Annotated in this window: 21 protein-coding genes; 10 read left to right on the top strand and 11 right to left on the bottom strand. The window is 41.0% G+C overall.

What is annotated here, in order from left to right:
• Nucleotides 1–194 precede the first annotated feature (194 nt).
• From HWQ37_RS14320 to HWQ37_RS14305, 4 genes are all read right to left on the bottom strand, one after another.
• Nucleotides 195–464 (bottom strand): type II toxin-antitoxin system RelE/ParE family toxin, encoded by a 270-nt coding sequence (locus tag HWQ37_RS14320; protein ID WP_292748256.1) that lies wholly within the window; start codon nt 462–464, stop codon nt 195–197.
• Nucleotides 451–711 carry a hypothetical protein gene (locus HWQ37_RS14315; RefSeq protein ID WP_292748255.1) on the bottom strand — a complete coding sequence of 87 codons (261 nt, stop codon included), beginning with the start codon at nt 709–711 and terminating at the stop codon, nt 451–453. Before HWQ37_RS14315 ends, HWQ37_RS14320 begins: the two co-directional genes overlap by 14 nt.
• Before the next feature lie 89 nt (nt 712–800).
• Complete coding sequence (locus HWQ37_RS14310; protein WP_292748254.1) at nt 801–2,525, bottom strand: ABC transporter ATP-binding protein; 1,725 nt, start codon at nt 2,523–2,525, stop codon at nt 801–803.
• A gap of 48 nt (nt 2,526–2,573) precedes the next feature.
• Nucleotides 2,574–2,705 (bottom strand): hypothetical protein, encoded by a 132-nt coding sequence (locus tag HWQ37_RS14305; RefSeq protein WP_292748253.1) that lies wholly within the window; start codon nt 2,703–2,705, stop codon nt 2,574–2,576.
• Between HWQ37_RS14305 and HWQ37_RS14300 the strand changes: the two genes are divergently transcribed.
• The 5 genes from HWQ37_RS14300 to HWQ37_RS14280 all read left to right on the top strand — a co-directional run bounded on the left by HWQ37_RS14300 (nt 2,699) and on the right by HWQ37_RS14280 (nt 4,298).
• On the top strand, nt 2,699–2,914 hold the full coding sequence (locus HWQ37_RS14300; RefSeq protein WP_292748252.1) for a type II toxin-antitoxin system prevent-host-death family antitoxin: 216 nt from the start codon (nt 2,699–2,701) through the stop codon (nt 2,912–2,914). The two genes, HWQ37_RS14305 and HWQ37_RS14300, sit on opposite strands and share 7 nt — an antisense overlap.
• 63 nt (nt 2,915–2,977) lie before the next feature.
• Entirely contained in the window at nt 2,978–3,217 is a 240-nt protein-coding gene (locus tag HWQ37_RS14295; protein ID WP_292748251.1) for a hypothetical protein, read from the top strand.
• A complete protein-coding gene (locus HWQ37_RS14290) occupies nt 3,214–3,480 on the top strand; it encodes a type II toxin-antitoxin system RelE family toxin (RefSeq protein ID WP_292748250.1) in 267 nt (88 codons plus the stop codon). Before HWQ37_RS14295 ends, HWQ37_RS14290 begins: the two co-directional genes overlap by 4 nt.
• Before the next feature lie 117 nt (nt 3,481–3,597).
• The gene (locus HWQ37_RS14285) at nt 3,598–3,933 is read left to right on the top strand and encodes a DUF433 domain-containing protein (RefSeq protein ID WP_292748249.1); all 336 of its coding nucleotides are present in this window, start codon (nt 3,598–3,600) and stop codon (nt 3,931–3,933) included.
• On the top strand, nt 3,933–4,298 hold the full coding sequence (locus HWQ37_RS14280; RefSeq protein WP_292748248.1) for a DUF5615 family PIN-like protein: 366 nt from the start codon (nt 3,933–3,935) through the stop codon (nt 4,296–4,298). Before HWQ37_RS14285 ends, HWQ37_RS14280 begins: the two co-directional genes overlap by 1 nt.
• 219 nt (nt 4,299–4,517) lie before the next feature.
• Here the strand turns inward: HWQ37_RS14280 and HWQ37_RS14275 are convergent, their stop codons facing one another.
• Nucleotides 4,518–5,513 (bottom strand): PRC-barrel domain-containing protein, encoded by a 996-nt coding sequence (locus HWQ37_RS14275; RefSeq protein WP_292748247.1) that lies wholly within the window; start codon nt 5,511–5,513, stop codon nt 4,518–4,520.
• Nucleotides 5,514–5,572: 59 nt separating this feature from the next.
• Nucleotides 5,573–9,241, bottom strand: a complete 3,669-nt coding sequence (smc, locus tag HWQ37_RS14270; protein WP_292748246.1) for a chromosome segregation protein SMC — start codon at nt 9,239–9,241, stop codon at nt 5,573–5,575.
• Nucleotides 9,242–9,482: 241 nt separating this feature from the next.
• Between smc and HWQ37_RS14265 the strand changes: the two genes are divergently transcribed.
• Entirely contained in the window at nt 9,483–11,630 is a 2,148-nt protein-coding gene (locus HWQ37_RS14265; RefSeq protein ID WP_292748245.1) for an NACHT domain-containing protein, read from the top strand.
• Between the two features lie 127 nt (nt 11,631–11,757).
• Here HWQ37_RS14265 and HWQ37_RS14260 read toward each other — a convergent pair whose 3' ends face one another.
• Entirely contained in the window at nt 11,758–12,228 is a 471-nt protein-coding gene (locus HWQ37_RS14260) for a BON domain-containing protein (RefSeq protein WP_292748244.1), read from the bottom strand.
• 466 nt (nt 12,229–12,694) lie between these two features.
• Here HWQ37_RS14260 and HWQ37_RS14255 point away from each other — a divergent pair, with 466 nt between their 5' ends.
• Together HWQ37_RS14255 and HWQ37_RS14250 are read left to right on the top strand one after the other, a co-directional pair.
• A complete protein-coding gene (locus HWQ37_RS14255; protein WP_292748243.1) occupies nt 12,695–13,615 on the top strand; it encodes a ribonuclease D in 921 nt (306 codons plus the stop codon).
• Nucleotides 13,616–13,891: 276 nt separating this feature from the next.
• Nucleotides 13,892–14,734 (top strand): tetratricopeptide repeat protein, encoded by an 843-nt coding sequence (locus HWQ37_RS14250; protein ID WP_292748242.1) that lies wholly within the window; start codon nt 13,892–13,894, stop codon nt 14,732–14,734.
• 53 nt (nt 14,735–14,787) lie between these two features.
• Here HWQ37_RS14250 and HWQ37_RS14245 read toward each other — a convergent pair whose 3' ends face one another.
• The 3 genes from HWQ37_RS14245 to HWQ37_RS14235 form a co-directional block, all read right to left on the bottom strand.
• A complete protein-coding gene (locus HWQ37_RS14245; RefSeq protein ID WP_292748241.1) occupies nt 14,788–15,651 on the bottom strand; it encodes an alpha/beta fold hydrolase in 864 nt (287 codons plus the stop codon).
• Between the two features lie 879 nt (nt 15,652–16,530).
• A complete protein-coding gene (locus HWQ37_RS14240) occupies nt 16,531–18,099 on the bottom strand; it encodes a sodium:solute symporter family transporter (RefSeq protein ID WP_292748240.1) in 1,569 nt (522 codons plus the stop codon).
• A 179-nt stretch (nt 18,100–18,278) separates the two neighbouring features.
• Nucleotides 18,279–18,554, bottom strand: a complete 276-nt coding sequence (locus tag HWQ37_RS14235; protein ID WP_292748239.1) for a DUF485 domain-containing protein — start codon at nt 18,552–18,554, stop codon at nt 18,279–18,281.
• A 622-nt stretch (nt 18,555–19,176) separates the two neighbouring features.
• Here HWQ37_RS14235 and HWQ37_RS14230 point away from each other — a divergent pair.
• Both HWQ37_RS14230 and HWQ37_RS14225 read left to right on the top strand, forming a co-directional pair.
• On the top strand, nt 19,177–19,785 hold the full coding sequence (locus HWQ37_RS14230; protein WP_292748238.1) for a site-2 protease family protein: 609 nt from the start codon (nt 19,177–19,179) through the stop codon (nt 19,783–19,785).
• A 37-nt stretch (nt 19,786–19,822) separates the two neighbouring features.
• Entirely contained in the window at nt 19,823–20,356 is a 534-nt protein-coding gene (locus HWQ37_RS14225) for a hypothetical protein (protein ID WP_292748237.1), read from the top strand.
• Between the two features lie 109 nt (nt 20,357–20,465).
• Here HWQ37_RS14225 and HWQ37_RS14220 read toward each other — a convergent pair whose 3' ends face one another.
• Entirely contained in the window at nt 20,466–21,857 is a 1,392-nt protein-coding gene (locus tag HWQ37_RS14220) for a hypothetical protein (RefSeq protein WP_292748236.1), read from the bottom strand.
• Nucleotides 21,858–22,285 lie beyond the last annotated feature (428 nt).

Here is a 22,285-nt window from a genome sequence, read left to right as displayed (position 1 = left end):
TTTATTGTCAATATTTAGATGGCTTTGCCCTGCGTTTCCATGAGAAAATGATGTATGAGTAGCATTCGCACAGAAAACCGGAGAAAACCGGGTTAAGAGATATTACACTCGATAAATGTGTCAATAAATAACTTGATCTTTTCTCAGACACGCGATTCTAGTTCGGCTTGGGGTTGGGTAGTCATAGTAATGCATTAATAAACTTCATCGTGGCTACCAATATCGACTAAAACAATAGTTTCATCTTGTATTAAAAATACGCAAATAATTCGATATTCATAGGTTAAGCTACATGAATGAAATTCGCTAAGTTCGCCTTTTAATTTATGCGTTTTTAGTGATGTGTCAAATGGGTTAGTTTTTAGCTTTTCTAAGACTTCTCCATATTTATCAATTAGATGAGGGCGTTTTTTAAAGAATTTTCGTTCTTTACGGTTATAGTCATCATCTTTAACTAATTTCATGTTTTAAGTCTTGAATGTATGTTTTCACATCACCAATCTCACTAAAACTTGATAAATCGCCCTGCTTAATTTTCTGCAAGGTATTCATACATAGATTCTTATCTATTTTTAAGTCTTCGGACTCACTAGATTGTTTTTCCATCTCACTGTTAATCCCAAGCCGAAAATAGTGAATTAGTTCGTATAGTGCCTGTAGTTTTGATTCGGGAATATATTGCAATTCGTTAATGATGTCATCTTGAATCATGATGAGTACCTAGTTATTTGATAATTCGGTTTTCTGTTCCTATGATACTTATACCCCAAAGAAGTGAGATTCCCTACTCTCCTTTCTGCCTAACTAAATTGCTGGGTATAAAACCGTGCATAGCGACGCTCTAAAGCTAATAATTCTTCATGGGTTCCCGATTCCACAATTTGTCCTTGTTCGAGAACTAAAATACGATCGCACCTTCTAACTGTCGATAAACGGTGAGCAATAATAAATACTGTCCGTTTCTCCATCAATCTTTCCAGCGCTTCCTGTACCAGTGCTTCTGACTCCGAATCTAAGGCTGATGTCGCCTCATCGAGAATCAAGATTTGGGGATTGAGCAGAACAGCACGAGCGATCGCAATTCTTTGTCTTTGTCCACCTGATAAGTTTACCCCACGTTCGCCTACCAAAGTCTTATAACCTTCTGGTAGTTGGCTGATAAACTGATGGGCGTTAGCAATTTTCGCCGCCTCTTTAACTGCTTTTATATCAAAAATATATTGTCCAAAGGCGATATTTTGAGCAATTGTCCCTGAAAACATAATAGTTTCTTGAGGAACAATCCCAATTTGTCGCCGCAGACTATGCAATTTCACATCCCGAATATCAACATCGTCAATGAAGATTTGACCAACTTCAGGATCGTAAAAACGGGGTAAAAGATTCACAAACGTGGTTTTACCAGCGCCAGAAGCACCCACAAGTGCGATCGCTTCACCTGGCGATACTAATAAACTGATATCTTTTAATACGGGTTCACCTGGTTTATAGGCAAAGGAAATATGACGATATTCTACTTTGCCATTGACTGGAGGCAGAGCGATCGCATTTATCTTTTCAATCACTGTCGGCTGAATTGCCATCAATTCAAAAACGCGGTCAACAGATGCTTCACCCTGCTTAAATTCGTTGTAGTTGTTAGTAGTATGACCAATGGGATCAATTAATAGCGCCGCCGCCGCCAGATAACTGAAAAAATTCGCCACTGTCAAGTTACCTTGGGAAATTTGCCAAGCTCCCACAATTAGTAACGATAAGGCACTTAAGGCTTCCAGAAATCCGATAATGGGAATCTGAATTGCTTTTAGCTGTTCGGCTGAATATTTGGCTTTGAGACTGCGTTCTGCTTCATGGCCAAAGCGAGCGATTTCGTAATTTTCGGCAGCAAAAGCCTGTACCAAACGAATACCGTTGAAAACTTCTGCGAGGATGGCTGATAAACCCGACACGCGATTTTGACTTTTTAAGGAATACTTGCGTAAACGTTCGCCAAACCAGCCGACTAAAATACCCATGAGTGGTGCAACTATGATTGTTGCTAGTGTCAGTTGCCAATTTAGGTAAATCATGTAAATCGGAATTGCTAGCAACTGCAAAATACAGGGGATAAAGTCGTGAAATACTTTATTTACCACTTCGCCAACGCGGTCAACATCTTCGGTGAGGCGGTAAGATAAATCACCAGCTTTTGCTGTTTCAAAATAGCTGAGATTGAGCTTTTGCAGATGTGCGTAGACTTGCTGGCGGAGATGAAAAGCAACTCTCAAAGCAGCTTTCGCCATGTACATATCTTGTATAGACTGAAACAAGCCTCTAACAAGAAATACTAAAGCACAACTACCAGTTATTTGAGCGATCGCTACTACATTACCTTGGGCAAAGGGAGTTGCCAATTTCCCGGCGAGATTGATTAACACTAATGTCGCCAGTACGTATCCCAAAATACCAACAAGTCCCTTAGCGATCGTTTGCCACTGGAGTTGGATATAAGGCAGCAGTAGCCAATAATTAGAACGGGTTTTCAAGCTCGAAAGTCCACAACGATATTTTCCTTTGTTTGACGCTAGCAGTTTTTAGTGAGTTTCTGAACAGTTAACTGTTTTAGCGACTATTGCGATCGCACCGCCCTCATCACCAACGCCGTCACAAGTAAAATAGATGTGCGCCAAGTCCCCATCTGCTAACCCCAGAACCCACCATGACACAAATCACCCTTTCCGATCTCCCCGAAACTATCCAAACCCTACTCAACCAAGCCCAAAAAACAGGCAAACCCCTCACTATTACCCAAAACGGTATCCCCTTCGCCATCATTTCTCCCATCAAGAAAAAATCCCTCCTGGAAACCCTTTCCACCCTTGAACCACTGGACGAAGGATTATTACCCTTAGATGATATTGAGTTTTCAAAATGAGTTATTTGTACTTGATAGAATTGATAAATTAATCAAACTTAACAATCTTAAAGAGGCTTAATTATGAAAACCGAACACGAACGCGAACAATTAATCAAAGCTATCAACGTACTGCTAAACCAAGCTTACGATAGTACCCTAGATGAAATTTATGCACTACTTCAGAAAATCGAAGATGAAGAGGACGAAAATGATTTAAGAGCCTATCATGCTGCTAAAAGTGATATAGAAAATAATAGTCTTATTGCATGGGACGACATTAAAAAGGAAATCGCTAATGAAAGAAAAAAAGACGTAGCGTGACTTACGAAGTTAAATTTACCAAGGGGGCTAGAAAAATGTTTAAAAAACTATCTCAAGAATTACAATATCGCATACAACCCAAAATAGATGAGTTGTCTATAGAACCACGTCCCAATGGAGTGAAAAAGTTACAGGGTGAAGAAAACACATATCGAATTAGAGTAGGTGATTATCGAGTTATATACGATATTTTGGATGATGTTTTATTAGTAAATGTTATAGATGTCGGGCATCGTAGCAAGGTTTATAAAAATGAAAGTTGACAAACAAGAAAATATTAGAGCTATCGCTTAGTTACAAACTGTTTTCGCATTGAGGGTCGAATTTCTCGGTGTTCTTCTATGATTGAAGTGCAATGTTCATTCGAGGGGTCTTGCTTTATGAAACTGGAAGAGTATTTCAACGCGCTTGCACCAGATGACATCCGACTCAAAGGAACCCGCATTGGGATTGAGAGCATTCTTTACGAGTATATCTATCGCTGCAAAACACCAGAAGAAATTGCCGGACAATTTCATACGGTGACGTTAGAACAGGTTTACGCCACGATTTTGTATTACTTGCATCATCGCTCAGAGGTTGAAGCCTATCTGGTAGATTGGTTGGAATTTTCCCGAATCATGCGCGAAGAACAACAGCAAAATCCGTCTCCTGCCAGGATGAGGTTTCGGCGGATGCAGGAAGAAAACGCTCCAAAGCATTTACAGGAAAGCTAATGGCAATCCGGTATTTGTTGGATGAACATCTAAGTCATACATATCGCTCCCAACTTGTGCGGCGCAACCCAGAATTGATCGTGCGAATCATTGGGGATTTAGATGTGCTACCCAAAGGCACTCCAGACCCAGAGATTTTGATTTGGTGTGAAACCAATGGATTTATTTTGGTGACGAACAACCGTAAGTCCATGCCCGGACATTTGGCTGACCATTTAGCTTCAGGTCGCCATATACCTGGAATATTCACCATTGATGCAAACCAAAGCATCGGACAAACTGTTGAAGAATTAATCATCATTGTGGAAGCTTCGTTTGAGGATGAATACCAGGATCGAATTGAATATCTACCCTTGAGCCAATAGCGCATTCTCAACTCCCTCACTTATCCTAAAAAATTAGCCCCCTCATTGCTTGCAAAGAGAGGGCTGAATTTATCAGAGAAATAATTTGTAATCTAAGCCGAAAATTACCAACTACGTTAGCGTACCGTTAGCGAGTCATCGATAGCGTAGCGGTAGCGAGTATTCGTTCGCTTTTAGCGTCTCGTAGAGAGCGTCGCGTCATTACGAATTACGAATTACTTAATATCCGCCTTCTTCTTCGTATTCCGGCTGTCTTTCCTTGACTTTCTTAGGAATATTCACGGGCTTCGGCGCATCTTCCCAAGCATCGCCATCTACGTCGTCATAATCATCGTATTCGTCAACATAAGGCTTGCTATAAGGCTTTGCTTCATAATTTAGCGGCTGCGGTTGTTGATACCTGTCGCTACCCGTTGCCTCGCTCCAGTTATCTTCTTCCTCGTCTTCTTCGTATTGAATAGATTCGTACTGCCGCGCCTTCATTACCTGACGCTGTGGCCTTTCTTCTTCCACATAGTCTTCCGTCCATTCCTCCTCCCGCGCTATGGGTTCGGGGGCGCGAACTTTCTGTCTGGGTGGCTGCAATGGCACTCCACTAGGCAGTTGATTGCTTGGTGCAACTTGGCGCGGTGGAGTATAGCCGTATTCTTCTTCTATATCTCGTTCCCACGGCGCTTTGCCGATACCCAGGCGCTCTAGTAAACCAACTGTCAACTGATTTACTCGTTCTTCGGCTCCCTCAAACACAATCAAACGATTGGGGCCAGTGCTGACAATTTCATCGACTGAGAACTCGTAAGTACTCACAAATTGATCGGGAATTTGGGGCAATCCTAAAGAAGCAATGACTATAGATTCAAGCTTCCCGGTTTCGCCGTTGAACTTGAAGCCCCGAACTTTGCCTAAGACTTCACCTGTTTCTGTAATTACTTCCCAGTTAATCAGATTACTGAGAGATTCAACTTCGATATCTTCAATGACATCTTCGTTATCAACCAGGATGACATCACCAATCTGGCTGATGTTGTTGAGGTACATATAGCGCGGTATGCCCGAAATGGAGATCAGGCTGTCTCGCAAACCAAGAGCCACAACCTCTCGTTGATCGATATCAACCCAGACTTGACTGATGATGCCTAGCCGCTTGCCGTTGTCGCGGGTAATCACCTGGGTATTTAATATGTCGGAACGCCTAATTATCTGTTCGGAGGTCATTCTAATACCGAGTCCTGATCTCGAATCCGGTTTGTCTATACACTATTATTAACAAAAACTCAAGCAGATGTATTGGATGATTGTAACTTAATCCCCAAAACTTGAGTGTAAGCTCCTCGTGCTTGAGTAACGCCGATTGTGCGTTCGGCTGATTCTATCATCGGACGACGCAAACTCACAACTATAAATTGCGCTTGTTGTGACTGTTGTTTAATCATTCTAGCTAATCGTTCTACGTTTGCCCCATCTAGGAACATATCTACTTCGTCAAAGGCGTAAAATGGCGATGGGCGGTAGCGTTGCAGGGCAAAGATAAAGCTCAAGGCTGTAAGTGATTTTTCTCCCCCAGACATGGAAGCTAGGCGCTGTACGGGTTTGCCTTTGGGGTGGGCGACTAAATTCAGTCCGCTACTAAAGGGATCTTCAGGATTTTCGAGTTGTAAGAAGCCGTCGCCGTCGGAAAGAATGGCAAAAATTGATTGAAAGTTTTCGTTAACAGCATCGAAAGCTTCTTTAAAGGCTAGTTGCCGCAATGTGGTAAAGTTTTCAATCCGTAAAAGTAGTTCGGTGCGTTCTCCTTCTAGTGTCTCTAATTTTTGCGTCAGTTCCTGGAGACGGTTTTGAGTGCGTTCGTATTCTTCTAACGCCAGCATGTTAACAGGTTCCATCGCCTGTAAGCGTTTGGTAAGCGATCGCAATTCTTTCTGCAATTCTTCTAAATCTACCTGATCTGGTACTTCTGGCAACGGATTCGGTAATTCTGCTCCCACATCTCGCAACTGATTTTGTAATGCAACTAATTCTTCCCGCCGCTTCTCTTGGGTTTCTTGGAGTTTTTGGATTTCCCATTCCAATTGTTGTTGGCGTAAAAGGTGCGATCGCACTTCCAATTCTGTGGTGTCGCGTTTTTGTTTTTCTTCGCCCAAATTTTGCTCCATTTCACTTAACGATAGACGGGTTTGGGTGATTTGGTCGTCTAGCGTTGTGGTTTGGCTCAAGACGCGATAAATCGCGTCTCTACAAGAGATTTGTTGGGTTTCGTATTCGGTGATTCGCGTTTCACCTTCTTGGATTTTTTCTTGCAATCGCTGTTGCTGATTTTCTAAATTTTTTAATCTTTGTTCGGCTTCCCTTAACGTTGACTCCCGTTGTTGTAATTGTTGCTCTTGAATTTTTATGGTTGCCTGGATTTGTTGCCATTCACTGGGGGTTTGGGATGCTTCTAACTCGGCTAATGCGTGTCGCAATTGTTGCAATTCATTTTCTTGTCCCGGTAATTCCCGCTCTAAAATTTCCAATCGGGATTGAGCGGTGGCTAACTTTTCGCTGTTTTGGGCGAGTTGCGATCGCGTCCCCTCTAATTGCGCTGTTAAATTCTTAATGTCTTTTTGCAACTGTTCCAATTGCAACTGCTGTTCGCGCCGCGCCTGACGCGCTTCTGTGAGTTCCTGGGCGAGTTGTTTGCTTCTGGTTGACAAAGTTGCGATCGCTTCTGTACAACGCTCTAAAACCCGCTCAATATCCACCAAGCGACTTCTGAGAGCGATCGCTTCATCAGATTCCGCCGCTTCTGCATTGCCAAACCGTAAGGCTGAACGATTGCTGTTACTACCACCAGTCATTGCACCGCTAGTTTCTAGAAGTTCCCCGTCTAAGGTGACGATGCGATATAACCCTAAATTTTTCCGCGCCGCCTCCAGGCTAGAAAAAACTACCGTGTTACCGAAAACATAGCTGAATACATCTTTGTAACGGCGATCGCAATCGACTAAATTAACAGCATAATTAACGAAACCGCTAGCAAAACGCAGCGTTGCATCTTGAGTAAATTTGGGAGCGTGAATTTTATTTAGTGGTAAAAAAGTCGCTCTCCCTGCACGTTTCTGTTTGAGCAATTCAATCCCTGCGGCGGCGATGCTGTCATCTTCCACCACAATATGTCCCAAACGTCCACCGGCAGCCATTTCTAAAGCTAGCTGATGGCGGGGTTCCACCTTTGCTAACTGCACAACTAAGCCACAAAGTCCAGGTATACCCGATTGTAAAATGACTTTACTCGCTTGAGTTCCTTGAACTTCTTGCTGTGCTTGCGCTTGCGCCTCGATTCTATCCAACTGGCGTTGTTTTTCTCGTTGTTCAAAAAGTAACCGCTTTTGAGTTTCCTGTTGGATTTGCAGTTCTTGTTCTGTGGCTGAGAGATTTTGAGCTAAATTTTGGATGGGTTCGCTAGAGGTGTTAAATTCCGTTTCAACTCGACTGCATTCAGCTTGTTTTTCTGCTAACAGGGGTTCGTCGCGTTCAATTAACTGGGTTTGCTCTTGGATCAGCTGCTGTAACTGATTATTGCGTTCCCTGAGTTGTGCTTGTTCGGTGCGTTGCGGTTCTAGAGTGTGCAGCAGAGTTTCAATTTGACGGTTGAATGCCGTTTGTTGCTGCACCCACGCTTCCGAAGCCGAGGCGATTTCTGCTGCTGCTTCGCGGGAGGTTTCTAGAGCTTGCTGTGCTTCATCTCTTTGTTGCTGTAGAGACGTTACATGTAACGTCTCTACAATTTGTTGTTGTGCGGCTTCTTCTAGGGAAAGACGATGTTTTTCAATCTCTTGCTGAGTTTGAGTTAGACGTTTGGCGGTTTCTTGGGAAGTCGTTTGTAATTCCGTTAGCTGACGCTGGAGTTGTTTTCGTTCGGCTTCTTGGGTGGCGAGGGTAGATTGTACCGCCAAAAGTTCATCTTCTCCCAAGGCTTTCACGTGGGCGTTGAGTTGTTCCAGTTCAGCAGTTTTTTGGACGATTTGGGAATTTAGGTTTGTGAGTTGGGTAGTGAGTTCAGTAGAATTGCGATCGCCTGTTTGAATTTCGTTAACTAACTTTTCTTGTTGTGCTTGTAGCGATCGCCATGATAAAACGGCTTCCCAGGATTGTTTCGCTAGAAATTCCGTGCGGAGTTTTTGATATTTCTCAGCTTTCGCCCGATCTTGGGAAAGGCGATCGCGTTGTGCAGTTAATTCCGTTTCAATAATCCGACAGCTATCTTCTTTTTCCTTCACCTCGTCTAAAGTTGATTTGGCTTGAATGATTTTGCGATCGAACGCCGCCACCCCAGCCAATTCATCAATAATTTCCCGCCGTTCTCGCGCATTCATCGAGATAATGCTGGTGACATCTCCTTGCAATACCACGTTATAGCCTTCAGGATAAACCCGCAGGTTACTTAATTCCCCATGCAATTCTGTTAACGTGCAAGGTACACCATTGATATAATAATTCGATGTGTAACTCCCTTGGTGAGTCACTCGCAGCCTTCTAGTAACGCTCCACTCTGCCGATTTTGGATTTTGGATTTTGGATTTTGGATTTTCTTCCCCTACTTCCCTTGCTTCCCCTGCTTCCCCTACTTCCCCTGCTTCCTCTATTTCCTCTACTTCCTGCCTTTGTGCCTTTGTGTCTTTGTGTGAAATTTCATCCGACAAATCAAACGTCACAGTGACGCTAGCTTCAATCGAAGCCCGTCCTTTAGCGGTTTGAGTGTTATTTACCAAATCCGGCAAGCGTTCGGCTCGCATTCCCTTAGAACTGGAGAGTCCCAGACAAAAGAGTAGTGCATCTAAGATATTAGACTTACCCGAACCATTTGGCCCAGATATGACAGTACACCCCGGTAGCAAAGGGACAGAGGTAGTGCCACCAAAGGATTTGAAGTTCGTAAGTTCCACGCGCTTGATATGCACCATAGGCGCTGGTTCACTGGGCTAATGAAGAACAAGTGTATCAACTAATTTAAAATCCGCAAGAGGGTAGTAGGGGAGAATTAAGGATTATGGTAGGCGATCGCTCCAGGCACAGCGAAGAGTCTGATGATTGGTTTGGGAGTATCAGAATTTTACCAGAGCAGATAAGGAGAGTTTAGGCGTGAACAGAAATCAGTTGGTATAGTTTGAATCATCTGTGAGGCATCTGATTTTAGTTATAAAAATGCTCAACAATCCTCTGATCACGCTGCTGTTGACGGGTTTATTAGCAGCTGTTGCGGGTTACTTAATTAACCAGTGGCCGGCAATTCGAGATTTCCCCGGTAGAAATACTTTAATTTTCAAGCTGACGATTGAGGTTGTAGTCTTGACTGGAATTATCGGCGGATGGAAAGAAATTGCCGATAAAAGTGATGTATTGAGGGTTCTGTTTCTGACTATTGGCGGTGTGGCTTTGGTGTTTTTGACTTGGCATACATTCCAGCTATTTGTCATGTTGTGGCAGACACAGAGGGAAAGTGGCGGGACTGTTAATAGTACAAGACTGAAAACGCCAGATCATTGGCAACAGGAGTTGCTCAAGGCAATGAAAATTTATGTGGCAGCAAGGCTGCATGACTCACTGCACAATGGGGAAATAATTCGGTTGCAGATGGAGAATCGACAAGATATGGTAGGGCGATCGGCGCAATCGTTAACAATCAAAAATAATCCATCATCGCCGTGGATGTGGGCAAAACAGCAGCTAAGGCTGATAATTTTTAGCAAGTCAGACACTGAGTTAGAACAAGGCAAACGAATCATTGAAATTTTCGAGCAGACAGATATTGCAGGGAGATTGCTAATTTTGGGTGATCCTGGTTCAGGGAAAACTAGAATGCTGCTGGAATTGGCAAGAGATTTAATTGAACGCGCCGCACAGCAACCAGATTACCCCATTCCAGTGTTATTTGAGCTTTCTAGCTGGAAAGATGATAAACAAGCGCTCGGCGGTTGGTTGATGACAGATCTCAAATTTCGCTATAACGTCCCGGAAGCAATTTCTCGCCACTGGTTGGACACAGATAAACTTTTACCGCTGCTGGATGGTTTGGATGAATTGGGATTACCCCGTCAAAAAAAGTGTATTGAGCGAATAAATGACTTTCTGCAAAACAACTCTAGTCTATTGCCGTTAGTTGTCTGCTGCCGTCAAGAAGAGTATATAAAGGGTGAGGCAATTTTGGGGCAGTTGCGAGGAGCAGTCTATTTGCAACCACTGACACCAATTCATATCCAAAATTATCTGCGAGGGGTTGGGTATTACCATTTATGGCAACCCATTAAAGATGACCCTGAAGGTTTAGGTGTGTTGGCAAAGATACCGCTATTTTTGCATCTTATTCCGGTTGCTTATCCAGAAGGGTTAGTGAATAAGAGTAAACACTTTAATTCTGCTGATGAACGCCAAGCATATCAAAAACAATGCCGCAAAGAGTTGTTTGATGCTTACATTAAACACCGATTGGAAGAATCTCATGACCGCAAAGGCTATGACAATGAGGATATTAAAGGCTGGTTGAAATGGCTAGCCAAGACGTTGAATAAGCAGAAACAGAAAGAGTTTTTTATTGAAAGAATCCAGCCGGACTATTTAGATTCATCTAGCCAAGAAATTTGGTATTTTTTGCTAGTTCAAATGATTATATGCCTAATTTGTGGGTTGATGGTTTGGCTAATTGATGGGAGAATTTACGGGCTGTTTGTCGGTGCAATGTTTGGGCTACTTTTTGCGCCTATTTTTAGTTCAGTAGAAAATCATATAACACCGATTGAAACTCTTAATTGGTCTTGGGCAAATACACGTTTTGGTATATTTTTAGGTTCGATAGTTGGGCTGACTACCTGGCTATTTATTGGGTTAATTTATGGCCTAGTTATTGGACTGTTTGCTGGGTTATCTGTTGGGTTGCTTGTTGGGTTAATTTTTGGGCTAATTTTTGGACTCATCGGCGATGAACTAAAAATTATTGATTACCCCAATAAAGCTATTTATTCATCTGCAAAACACGCTATATTTTTCATGGTACTGCTTTTACCTTTTGGGATGTTAATATATGCAATCCGTAGTGTGTTATTGGGTCTGAATATTGAGTTATTCGAGGCACTATTATATGGAATTTTTATAGCGATAATTTTCGGCATCTTTTTTGGAGGAATTGCCTGCATTCAACATTTTGCTATGCGTCTAATTCTTTGGCACAATCGGTCAATTCCTTGGAATTATGCCCATTTTTTAAGCTACGCTGCTGAACGGCGATTGATTCAACAAGTGGGCGGTCGCTATCAGTTCATTCACGATTTATTACAAGAGCATTTTGCAAGTATGTAAAATTATATCATTGCCAATTCATCACCCTTATTTAAGCGAAATAAACAGGGCTTACGCAGACGTAAATCCTGTTTATTTTTGATGAATATGTAAGCTGATTTAGCTAGTCCACTGTTAACTGAGAGCTTCAGTTATTCTTTTCTGGCTTTTTCACACTATCAACTTTTGCTTCCACTTTCACTGTTTTCACACCTTGAACTTCTTTAGCCAAGGTTTCAGCTTTCTTGAGTTCTTCAACAGAAGTGGCTGTGCCTTTGAGGATAATTTCACCCTCTTTGTTTTCAACTTGTAACTTATTACCTGGTAAGCCTTTATTTAACTTGGCGCTAACTTCAGTTTTTAAGTCACTCTTAACTTTTGTTGCTGCCGTTTTTTCAGAATCGGTTTTAACTTTAGTACCTGTGCTAACTCCTAAAGGAGTCGTTTGTGTTTCTGGAACTTTGGCAGTTTGATTTGTTTGTGAAGCGGGTTTTGCTGGTGCTTGAGCAGTTTCATTAGTTGTGCTAGGAGTTTCCGAACCAGTTTTAGAAGAGTCTTGACAGCCAAAAGTACCAACTACCAAAATGCCACTAACTACTAATAAAATTAGCTTTTTCATTATCTATCTCCGAATTGAGTACTTGAAGCGGTTAATTGAGGTGTGTGTGATGGTGAGGAGCAAATTTAAAAAAACAATTAAAAGTGAAGTAGCAAAAGTGCTTAAGCAATAACTCAGGTTAATAAAAATCGAAATCTGGACGATTCTTGAAGCTAAGATTTTGCGCTCAGTTTTGAGAAATTCCAATTCAATTTTTCTGACGGCTGCTAACCAGAATGGCTTTACACACAGTCTGTGGCTTTCTATGAATTTAATGTAGATGCACAGTAGCTCTTTCGATGGTAGACGATGCCATCCCACAGTAGTGACTCGATGTTATCAGATTTAAGTCAATTTGGCGATATCTATGACGAATTGCAAACCTTAGCCTTTTTGTAATACTGTGCCAGCAAACTTACCAACAAAATGTTACTTTATAAAACTATGGCTTACTTACAATGCCTTAAATATCAGGAAATATTAGCCAATGCCCTACCTTACTTCCGCTAGCGAAATTCGTGCCATTGTCGCTGAATATACCAATGCAAAAACTCTGTGGATAGATACAGAAGTGGCTGACTATAAAAGTCGCAATCCCCGATTGTCGCTGATTCAGGTATTAGATAATCCTCAAGATATGAGTGGCGATCGCGTCTATCTTTTAGATGTCTTAGATCAACCTAATATTATAGCCGAATTTATTGAAAAAGTTATGATAAATTCTGCCATTGAAAAAGTTTTTCACAACGCTAGTTACGATCTAAAACTTCTCGGTAGCAAGAAAGCCAAAAATATTACCTGCACTTTAGAAATGTCCAAAAAAATTCCCTACTATCTTTTGCCATTACCCAACTACCAACTCAAGACAATAGCGACAGCACTTTGTAGCTTTAACAATATTGATAAACAAGAACAAACAAGCGATTGGGGAAAACGCCCTTTAACTGAAGAACAGATAGAGTATGCTTACTTAGATTGTATTTATCTTGCTCAAATTCACTTAAACTTATTAGGCTTACAAGCCCAAGCCAGCCCCGATCCGGCGACGGAAGACTTAATATCACTCAGTACTAAATATTCGCAACTTGAGCAACAATGGAAGTTGTTGAATTCCGAATTTGAGCATTTACAAGAACGCATGAAAAAAGCTATGCAATCTCAAAATATATCGGAAACTTCTAATTATAAGCTGACTAGTTATGAGCGGACAACAATAAAAACTGCATTTACAGAATTGGCAAGACTAGCAGAAACTCAAGGTATTAATTTAGATTTTCCAATCACACTAACTCAGAAAGTCCAAAAAGATTTAGGGCAAAATCTGGAACAACTATCTGTAGATATTGACAAAACCACCTCTTGGCGACTAACTTCCAAAAGTCAAGAGAGTGAAACAGAGGAGGAGTAAATTGTTCATATTGCTACAAATGTCAGAATTTATAGAGTTATTGTGAAGAATAAATCTGGAAATTTCATAATTATTTTCTCCAGTTTCTTGTCTGGTTGTTGAGCGGAGTCGAAACACTGCCTCCTACCTCATCTAATAAATCTATAAAATATCAGGGAAATTTGTCAATTAACTTGAAATGTATATCAAAAGTTAGAATAGTTATTGAGCTAAAGAATTAAAATCTAGATTTTAGTACCAATTCCGTTCCGGTGTTATGGCAGTTGATATTAACTTATGAGACGGCGTTTATTTAGGCAAAAACGAACAAGGGTAAATACTTTATTTACCATAGCTATTTTTACTACATTGGCAGCAACTAGCAGTATTTCTTGTAGTAAGAATGACAATGTATTAGTAACAGAAATAGGAGTTAGTCAACCTAGCCGTCGTTCAGCTACAACTTCCATTGGTGGGGAATTCTATCTTCAGGGAAAGAATCAGCATTTAAACGGCGATTTGCAAGCCGCGATCGCATCTTATAGTAAGGCAATTAGTCAAAATTCTCAGTATGGCGCTGCCTACAACGCGCGAGGATTAGCCTACTTTGATTTGGGAGACAAAGAAAAAGCGATCGCAGATTACAATCAAGCACTCCGCATCAACCCTAACGACGCTGAAGCCCACAATAACTTAGGAAATGCCCGCGCCTCACTGGGAAACAACAGAGAAGCAGTTAAAGATTACAGCGAAGCGATTCGCCTCAATCCCAACTATGCCGAAGCCTACAATAACCGAGGAAATGCCCGCGCCACCAATGGAGACAAAAAAGGGGCAATAGACGATCTCGATCAAGCGATTCTCCTTAACCCCAAATATGCGATCGCTTATAATAACCGAGGAAATGCCCGTGCTGCCAATGGAGATCCCAAGGGTGCGATCGCAGATTACAATCAAGCCATTCGCTTCAATCGTAACTTTGCCCCTGCCTACAATAACCGGGGAAATGCCCGCGCCGCCAATGGAGACAAACAAGGCGCACTCAAGGACTTACAACAAGCAGCAAACATTTTTCAAAGTCAAGGTAACAACGACTTATACCAACAAGTGATGGAGAATATCAAAGAACTTGGACAGTAGGCAAAAGCGGGGTTTCTTAGTGGTACTTGAGCATCAAATCTATATACAGACCGCTATAAACCTTTGCTCTTTAACCAACTGATAAACAAGTCAGCAATAGCTAAGTTACCGTGTTCAAGCATTTGCATATGACCATGACCAGGGAGCCCAACTTCAGGAAGCCAAATAAAATCACCCCGAAAGTATTTTGCAGTTTCTGCATCTACCTCACGAGGATGGCGCGGGTCTTGATCGCCTGTAATCACACATATAGGAATATCATATAGAATCTCAGGGTGGCAAATATAAAGCCCTCGTCCTTCAACATTTCTGAGTTCGTTGCTAATCCGCGCACTCTCAGCAACCAAACTGCAAAAGTAATTCTCAAAATTCTCTTGCGGAAAAGTATCTGAGTTGGTGAAGTATTTCTTAGTATCTTCACGCGACTGAATACGTGGACGGTCTTCGGGAAAAGCCTCGTGAGAGTTTTTTGTGGTCGCTGGTAATAGATCGGCTGGTGGACTTGGTGCAATGCCTACAATAGCTTTAACAAGTTTGGGATGAGTTTTTGCCGTCTGCCAACCAACAATACCAGACATACTGTGGGTAAGAATAACAGCCGGGCCAATCTGTTCGAGGAGGGCCACAGTAGCATTGATTACCCTCTGATATGACATCAGGTGTAAGTCTGGCACAAAGCCCGATCGACCATGCCCTGGCAAGTCAACAATATAGGTTGAATACCCAAGTTTTGCCAGATATACTGCCCAACCTTGGCGATTATCGGGTGTTTTGACAAAGCAAGTACCCGTATGAAAAGCGCCGTGTAAAAGCACAATAGGAACTGAATTTCTGTCTTTCCTTGGTTGGTAATATTGAATGAACATTTGGTACGGAATATCACCAACAAGGAATTCTGTTTCAGTGTATGAACTCATTTGAACAAAAGACTTAAATCTTTACGGCAATGTTAATCGTTCACTTGCGACAAAAAACCATCAACTGAAATTTTGAACAGTTGCCCTTGGCGAATTTTATCAAAGTTAGGGTCAGTTTTGGCAACTTCAGGACTTACGCAAAAACCCTCCTAAACTCTTATTTCTCCGTGAACTCTGTGTCGCGCCAGTTGCTACAAGTCGGGGAACCCGCCCAACGCACTGGCTTCTCTGTGGTTCGTTTTCCGTTATTTGTGCGTAAGGTACTAAACTTATGTAAATTGTTGGCGCAGCCTCTCCAAGAGTTGAAAAGGCATCGCAGAACTTTTTAGCTAGATCAGCAGAAGCCTCACACCCACAATACAGGGGTGTGAGGATGCCAGTCGCCTGCGACGGGAAACCCGTCTACAGCGCTGGCTCATGAATGCGCGGGAGTGGTGAGATATAGTAATTAATGTATTTTGGTGTAGCCAAAACAGTTAATTGCTATGTCGAACCATGACCCATATTCATTATATTTACTAAGAGAAATATGGTATTATAGGTAAGTACAGACAAAGCCTAAAATGCTGGCTGTACACGGAACCTAGACAATCTAGAATATAGGGTTCCATTCAAGAATAGATATTTTTGTATCGTCTCCGTGAATGGGTAAAATTCTAGCGGTATTAAGGTAGAACATACTTTTTGATACTTGTTCAAAGTCCGCGGAGGGGCATCTCGTGGAATTAAAACAAAGCTCAGTTAATGTCCGACGGGATACCGGGAGTCGCTGAGAAGCCCACACTGTATGCTTGCATCAGTGTGGGAGTATGTCACTCTACTGACAGTAATTCTGAGCGGCGAAAGCCGCCGCTTAGACTTGTTTATGCGTTGACAAAATCACATCTCAGAACCAATGTGGATGCGATCCTCAACTTCTGCAAATTTGTCTAGTGCCTGTTGTTCAGTACTCAATAGTGAAACGACGATCGCCACAATAAACGCCAGTGGGATACTGATTAATCCAGGATTTTTTAAGGGAAAGGGTGCAGAAGCATGCTTGAGAATCGTTACTTGAATAGTAGGTGATAAATAAATCAGCACTAAAGATGAGACAGTTCCTACTAACATACTTGCAACCGCACCGTTGGTCGTGAAACGTCGCCAAAGCATGGATAAAAGCAAGGCTGGAAAGTTTGCACTCGCAGCGATCGCAAATGCTAAACCTACCATATAAGCAACGTTTTGTCCTTTAAATAAGATGCCGAGGAATATCGCTACTAATCCCAAAAGCATTGTTGCACCGCGAGCCACTTTCAGTTGTTCTGACTCGTCAGCATGACCCGATCGCACCACATTCACCCATAAATCGTGGGACAATGCAGCTGCACCTGAGAGTGTCAACCCAGCGACAACCGCCAAAATAGTTGCAAAGGAAACAGCCGCAATAAAACCTAAGAAAGCATCACCACCGAGAAATTCTGCCAACATCGGCGCAGCCATGTTACCACCAGTACCAATTTGCTTGATAGCATCTTGACCTACTAATACCATTGCTCCAAAGCCCAGGATGAAGGTAAGGAGATAAAAAACGCCAATAATTGCTGTAGCGTAAGTAACAGAGAGCCGCGCTGCTTTCGCGTCCGGTACTGTGTAAAAACGCATCAGAATGTGAGGTAATCCAGCAGTGCCGAACATCAACGACATCCCTAAAGAGATCGCATCCAAGGGATCGGAAACCAGTTTGCCTGGAGCTAATACACCTGTATACTTTTCAGATGCAGCAGCGAAAAGAGCGATCGGGTTAAAGCCAAATCGTGCTAGTACCAAGATAGCTAGTAAGACAGTTCCGGCGAGCAACAGAACTGCTTTGATAATTTGTACCCAAGTAGTGGCAATCATCCCGCCAAAAATTACATAAGCCATCATCACGCAACCGACGATGACTACAGCTAATTCATAATCAAAGCCAAACAATAGTTTGATTAGCTCCCCAGCACCTACCATCTGGGCAATTAAGTAAAAGCTAATTACTACCAGCGTTCCAATGGCAGAGGCGATACGTACAGGTTTTTGCTGCAAGCGAAAAGCCACGACATCGGCAAAAGTGTATTTACCTAAGTTACGTAATGGTTCGGCAATTAAGAACATAACAATCGGCCAGCCCACCAGGAAGCCGATAGAATAAATTAAGCCGTCAAAGCCATTGAGTGCCACCAGCCCAGTGATACCTAAAAAGCTAGCTGCACTCATAAAGTCTCCTGCGAGAGCCAGCCCATTTTGGAAACCACTGATTTTACCGCCAGCTGTATAGAACTGTGCCGTATTTTTGGTGAGCTTCGCCGCCCAATAGGTAATACCTAAAGAACTGGCAACAAACAGAAAAAAGAAAGCGATCGCCAACGGGTTAAACTTACCAAGACTGGTAATATCCGCCGCCAGTGGCAGATCGAACCACACACTATTCATGCTTTTTTTGGTTTAGTATTTTGGATTTTGAACTAGAAATTAATTATTGGGCATTGGGCGTTAGGAGTGCTGAGTTAGGAGTTAGGAGTTAAGAGTTAAGAGTTAGGAGTTTTGTTTATCTCCCTTGTCTCCCTTGTCTCCCTTGTCTCCCTCATCTTCCCCATGCCCCATGCCCAATTTCACTTGCGTGTCAGCCTTGCAATTTGGTCGTCATAACTGCTATTTGCCCAACGCACGTAGATAAAAATTAATACCCATGCTGAGACAATTACCAACGCCCCCAGTAAAATTCCCAGGCTGAGGCCAGGAATTACTAATGACCCCAGCAGAGGCTTATTGAACGCGATTAATAAGATAAAGCCGAAGTAAATAAACATCATGGCTCCAGTGAGAATCAGGGATACCCGCCAACGTTCAGCTGCGAGAGCCTGAAGAGCCTTTGTGCGATCGCTCATGTCTTCCTTTAGGTTGAGAAGATTAGGTCAGATTGTCTCATTGAAGCTGATTTCTGCGTAATTTTCTTAAAGATTATTAGTAAATCTATTGCTATATCAGGTAATAAAATTAACTTTGCAAAGCGATATAACAAGACAATAGCGACTCTGTTTTGAGTCAGAGAAACATAAAACTATATAGCAGTCCTAAATCATTGATAAAAATAAATTAACCGCAGAGGCGCAGAGAACCCAGAGAGAGGAATCAGAGATTTTCACGACTCATTTAGGATTGCTAGAGATGCAGTTAGACGCAAAAAAAAGCCGATCTATTCAGTAATTTGTAATTTAACTATACAAAAAGTAGTATTTTATACTGATTTTTTAAAAGCTAGCTCAGAAATTAAATTTTTATATACTAAAAAATACAATAAATACGTAGTTACTACCAGGCTTTAAAATCCTTCAAGTGTTATGAAATGTTTTTTTAAGCTATCAAATCAACTGAAATTAATAAAAGTAGTAAATTTTAATTTATAAAACATACCAGAAATCACTGTAGCGTCTTACGTAAATACTTTAGTAGCATTTATATCATGTCTTGCTATTACACAGATGGGTCATTACCAAAATTTAGTAACGTATGTTTATCCAAACACTTATCACAGAGCCGATTCATTTTTTCAGAATCATTGTAATTGTTATATTTTCCATCACTTTGCATGAACTTGCTCACGGCTGGGCTGCGATGAGTCAGGGAGATAACACTCCACAACAAACTGGTCATCTGACGCTGAATCCTGTGGTTCACATGGGCAAAGAATCAATTATCTTTCTCTGTCTCATGGGCATAGCTTGGGGACAAATGCCTGTCAACCCCTCTAAGTTTCGTTCTGGGAAGCTAGGCAATATTTTGGTATCAGCAGCAGGGCCATTATCAAATCTGGCTTTAGGCATTTTATTTATTGTGCTGCTCAAACTTTTCTTTAACCCTAATCTTTCAGGACTCTTCAGTGTCGAATTTCTTTACCTAGCGGCTCGGATTAATTTGACGTTATTTCTCTTTAATCTGCTGCCAATTCCACCACTCGATGGCTTTCATGTTTTCAGTGAAATTTTTCCTCAGCTAAAGCCACTGCAATATACTCAATTTGGACTCTTTGCCATGATGCTTCTATTTATCATTCCAGGTTTTGGGATAGGAATCAGTCGCATTGCTGATTTATTTATCCAGTCAGGATTGGGGATGTAAATAGAAAATATTTAGGCAAAGGCAAAGGAAAAGTTAAATGAAAACAAAGCAAAAAATTCTGGTTGCTGCTACTAGCATTACCTTGAGTATTGCATCTGTATTTCTGCCATCTGGAGAATCAATGGCGAGTACATTAACTATAGGTAAATATAAGGCTCTATGGAATTCTGTAAGTAATCATTTAGTTAAACATCCTCATGAAATCAATCAGCAATTAATGGTTTTGGAACCAGGAATATTTAACTCTATATTAGAAAATTTTGGAATTCAAAAAGATAATTCTATAACCTGTTTGAATCAGGAGCGATCGCCATTTACTTCTTCTATTGAATTATTGATGAGACTATTGATTATTGGAAGTTTTAGTTCTGTGGGAATTGCAGGTTATTCTTCCTTTGTAGAGCGTTCTTGTCAAATCATTAATAAGAATTTAAAAATCATTTACTTTATTCTTTTTCTGTTATTGTCTTTACAGATTATAGGGAGTGTTATTTTTTTGATATCTTCACCCACAAATTCAATTTATTCTACAATTAGTCCAAAGTCTAGCTGTATTTTAGGCAATCTCTAATAATAATTATTATTGCTATTGTGAAAAATTAGATCCCCGACTTCTCGAAGAAGTCGGGGATCTGAACACCGCGCATTTTCAAAAATCAAATAGGATTGCTATATGCAATCTAACTGTCTATATACGCAGAAGTAAGTTTGCTGTAATATTCAGTTTTTGCATAGATGCTGATAATACTATTACCAACTGCAAAAAAAGTACCTTCTTGCTCATCTTTAGAAAATTGCAAATTTGGGTATTTAGCAGCAGCTTCTTCAGCATTCATCGCTTCTGCTTCTATTTGATCTGGCAATACTCCAGTAGAACCAATGTGAAATACTAAGGGAGATATTTTATCTTGGTAGATATTCTCTGCATATTGTTCTAACTTTTTATTTGCCACCGTTAAAGCTGCAACCATTTCTTCTTTGGCGATCTGCTTACCAGTTTGTTTATCCTGCAATAACTGCGCCAAACTATCAGCACCAACTTTCTTAAGAATACCTCTAACGATGCCTTTTTGCTCAAGACCAAGAAAATCATCAAAAATTGGCTCGATCAATTCGTCAACTTTTGTAAGTTTAGTACGTGATGACAGCAATCTGTGCCTAACTGCGAGATTCTGATTAAATGCCATCTCGAAACTTGGCTTAATGATAATTTCTCCAGTTTCTTTGTCATAAAGACGATACATTTTATTGAGAAACTTGTTAGCAGAAGGTAACTTGCTCAGGTTTAGAATATCTTGGCTACCGATATCGATTTTATAGCTCAATCTCGATTCAATAGTACCATCAACTAAAGCTTTGTTGATGTCAGTGTATTCGGTAGTTGTCGGAAAGTTGATGTAAATATTCTTAGATAGATAGTGTTTTTTAAACTCATCTAACTGTGTCTCGATAAATACATCTGACTCCTTTTTTAAGTGAGCGCAAATAATACTAGTTAGTACTTTAATTTCTGCTAATTCATTGAATAGTCCATTAATACTGCTATAACGACTATTAGCAGCGACAAGCGGCAAATTATCTAATTTAATCGTATGTTCAACCCGAAAGTCAAATTCTTCTGCATTCAGTATGCCTTTTTCTTTGAGTAAGTCAAAGACTTTTTTACTGCTAATTTTGACTTGTAATGAATTTACGTTAATTTTGCCGTTACTTACAATCGTGTAATTATTAAAGCTGTTGAGGTCATTTACTAATAACCCTGCTACTTCAATAGTGGGAGTTTGGTCTTCAAATTTGGCAAGTTTAACTTTACGTTTGATAAGCATATTGATAGTAGCAGTGTTGCGATTAAAGTGAAACTCGCCCATATCAACATACTCAGGATCATCCATATATTCTGTTCTCAACCAAGGTTGCAGCAGTTCTCCATTTTCGTTTCTCACACCTCTAATACGCTTAATACCTGTTCTTTGATAATGTTCTTGCAGGTGCTTGATATTGACGATAATATTATTGCGGTATTGTGCAAGAAGTTGGATTAGTTCTACCAGAGAAATTTGATTCTTTGTCATATTGCCACCCTTCTAGATAAAGGTCAAGAATCTTTTAAAGCCACGGTTATTGAAGTCTATTAATATTCCAAAATAAACTGTTCTTACCGTGCGAAATTTAATGGTAAGTTCGTGGAGAATTGAGGGTTTAAGTTTAAACGCAGAGGAGCGCAAAGTTTGTTTGAGTCTATTCGCTTGGAATTTAGGCAACGCGAAGAACAGTCTTGACTAAATTTATAGTACAATTGTATCATATAAAGGGTAAGTTGTGTAGGCGTAGCCACCCTTGAGTAACTTTCAGTAGACCGAAAAGTTTTGCGATCGCACACAGAGCGATACCTATAAAACTGACTGTTGTCAAAAAAACCGTATTATTAGATACATTTTTTAGAAAATTTGGATTTATCTAGTATGGCATTATCTTAGCCGTTTAAAAAGAAGCAGACGGC

Origin of the sequence: Nostoc sp. NMS4, from assembly GCF_017115095.1 — a bacterium.
Lineage (GTDB): Bacteria > Cyanobacteriota > Cyanobacteriia > Cyanobacteriales > Nostocaceae > Nostoc.
This window is presented reverse-complemented; position numbering and strand designations above follow the sequence as displayed.

Bases quoted from the DNA above. Each gene is read 5' to 3' on its own strand.
- HWQ37_RS14220 (WP_292748236.1), bottom strand. From the start codon at position 21,857: ATGACAAAGAATCAAATTTCTCTGGTAGAACTAATCCAACTTCTTGCA.
- HWQ37_RS14225 (WP_292748237.1), top strand. From the start codon at position 19,823: ATGAAAACAAAGCAAAAAATTCTGGTTGCTGCTACTAGCATTACCTTG.
- HWQ37_RS14295 (WP_292748251.1), top strand. From the start codon at position 2,978: ATGAAAACCGAACACGAACGCGAACAATTAATCAAAGCTATCAACGTA.
- HWQ37_RS14245 (WP_292748241.1), bottom strand. From the start codon at position 15,651: ATGAGTTCATACACTGAAACAGAATTCCTTGTTGGTGATATTCCGTAC.
- HWQ37_RS14280 (WP_292748248.1), top strand. From the start codon at position 3,933: ATGGCAATCCGGTATTTGTTGGATGAACATCTAAGTCATACATATCGC.
- HWQ37_RS14240 (WP_292748240.1), bottom strand. From the start codon at position 18,099: ATGAATAGTGTGTGGTTCGATCTGCCACTGGCGGCGGATATTACCAGT.
- HWQ37_RS14320 (WP_292748256.1), bottom strand. From the start codon at position 464: ATGAAATTAGTTAAAGATGATGACTATAACCGTAAAGAACGAAAATTC.
- HWQ37_RS14250 (WP_292748242.1), top strand. From the start codon at position 13,892: ATGAGACGGCGTTTATTTAGGCAAAAACGAACAAGGGTAAATACTTTA.
- smc (WP_292748246.1), bottom strand. From the start codon at position 9,241: ATGGTGCATATCAAGCGCGTGGAACTTACGAACTTCAAATCCTTTGGT.
- HWQ37_RS14300 (WP_292748252.1), top strand. From the start codon at position 2,699: ATGACACAAATCACCCTTTCCGATCTCCCCGAAACTATCCAAACCCTA.
- HWQ37_RS14275 (WP_292748247.1), bottom strand. From the start codon at position 5,513: ATGACCTCCGAACAGATAATTAGGCGTTCCGACATATTAAATACCCAG.
- HWQ37_RS14235 (WP_292748239.1), bottom strand. From the start codon at position 18,554: ATGAGCGATCGCACAAAGGCTCTTCAGGCTCTCGCAGCTGAACGTTGG.
- HWQ37_RS14255 (WP_292748243.1), top strand. From the start codon at position 12,695: ATGCCCTACCTTACTTCCGCTAGCGAAATTCGTGCCATTGTCGCTGAA.
- HWQ37_RS14285 (WP_292748249.1), top strand. From the start codon at position 3,598: ATGAAACTGGAAGAGTATTTCAACGCGCTTGCACCAGATGACATCCGA.
- HWQ37_RS14265 (WP_292748245.1), top strand. From the start codon at position 9,483: ATGCTCAACAATCCTCTGATCACGCTGCTGTTGACGGGTTTATTAGCA.
- HWQ37_RS14260 (WP_292748244.1), bottom strand. From the start codon at position 12,228: ATGAAAAAGCTAATTTTATTAGTAGTTAGTGGCATTTTGGTAGTTGGT.
- HWQ37_RS14315 (WP_292748255.1), bottom strand. From the start codon at position 711: ATGATTCAAGATGACATCATTAACGAATTGCAATATATTCCCGAATCA.
- HWQ37_RS14230 (WP_292748238.1), top strand. From the start codon at position 19,177: ATGTTTATCCAAACACTTATCACAGAGCCGATTCATTTTTTCAGAATC.